The sequence below is a fragment of the Halomonas sp. ND22Bw genome (genome assembly GCF_003011945.1).
Taxonomy (GTDB): domain Bacteria; phylum Pseudomonadota; class Gammaproteobacteria; order Pseudomonadales; family Halomonadaceae; genus Halomonas; species Halomonas halophila.
Window position 1 is genome coordinate 1 of record NZ_PXWD01000038.1, and the last position, 868, is coordinate 868.

At 53.6% G+C, this 868-nt stretch carries 1 protein-coding gene; it reads right to left on the reverse strand.

What is annotated here, in order from left to right:
• Positions 1–139: 139 nt before the first annotated feature.
• Positions 140–814, reverse strand: coding sequence for a hypothetical protein (locus CVH10_RS25385; RefSeq protein WP_064114082.1), 675 nt, complete (start codon positions 812–814; stop codon positions 140–142).
• Positions 815–868: the final 54 nt, after the last annotated feature.

Consider the following 868-nt stretch of genomic DNA (forward strand, 5'->3'; position numbering starts at 1 on the left):
TTGTAGGTGCATTGAGATTTTCCGGAACGGGTTTTGCCTTGAATGAGCCAGTGAGCAGCATCTTTGGCTATATCGACCAGGACAGGTTGGGCTAGTTCGTTCCATCCAATCGCAATCGGGATCGTGTCTGTTTGATCCATCAGGCGTCCGTGCTTTTGTCGAACGGAAGATCCTTTTCTTGCTCCCACCAGGGCCGAGTGTCCCCGAGTATGCCGCCGGCCTCTTCCTTCAATGTGCCGGCCGATGAGTCCTCGACGTCACTGAGCCATGCTGCATCTCGTGCTTGAGAAATGGTGTCTGCGTCGATCAGAAGTAGCTCGACCCGGCGCGGCTCTAATTTAGTGAAACTGGCACGTAGAGCACCGAAAGCGTCCGCTATTTTGACCGTTTTCGATGTCATGTCTTCTCCCGTGATGCCTGTCGGAAGGTCGAAAGCGACTGATCGAGTCAATCCGTCGTCCGAAAATTTATAACTCCGAATGAGAGGAGGCTGTCCAGAGGAATTGATCAGACCGAGATTGGCCGCAGCACCTGCAACTTCCGGAGTTCCTCGCCACCATCGAGCTGTACGACGTTTGCGACGCCGAGCCTTCGTTCTGTCTCTCAGGTAGACCATTGCTACAACGCACACCAGCAGCACACTGACCAAGAGCCACATCTCAGCGTCGAAGATGTAGAGCACGAGAAGCAACAGAAACGTCGAGGACAGAATCGGGTAATCCGCAATTTTTGCCTTGAGTTTTCCTCGCATGATTTGCCAGGTTGTACGCCTTCGTACCTGGTCACCGCGTCGAACGGCTTCGTAATTGCTCATCGGGGCCACTCCACAACGACATTCGGACTATCTACCTCGACCTGCTCATCCACA

Bases quoted from the DNA above. Each gene is read 5' to 3' on its own strand.
- CVH10_RS25385 (WP_064114082.1), bottom strand. From the start codon at position 814: ATGAGCAATTACGAAGCCGTTCGACGCGGTGACCAGGTACGAAGGCGT.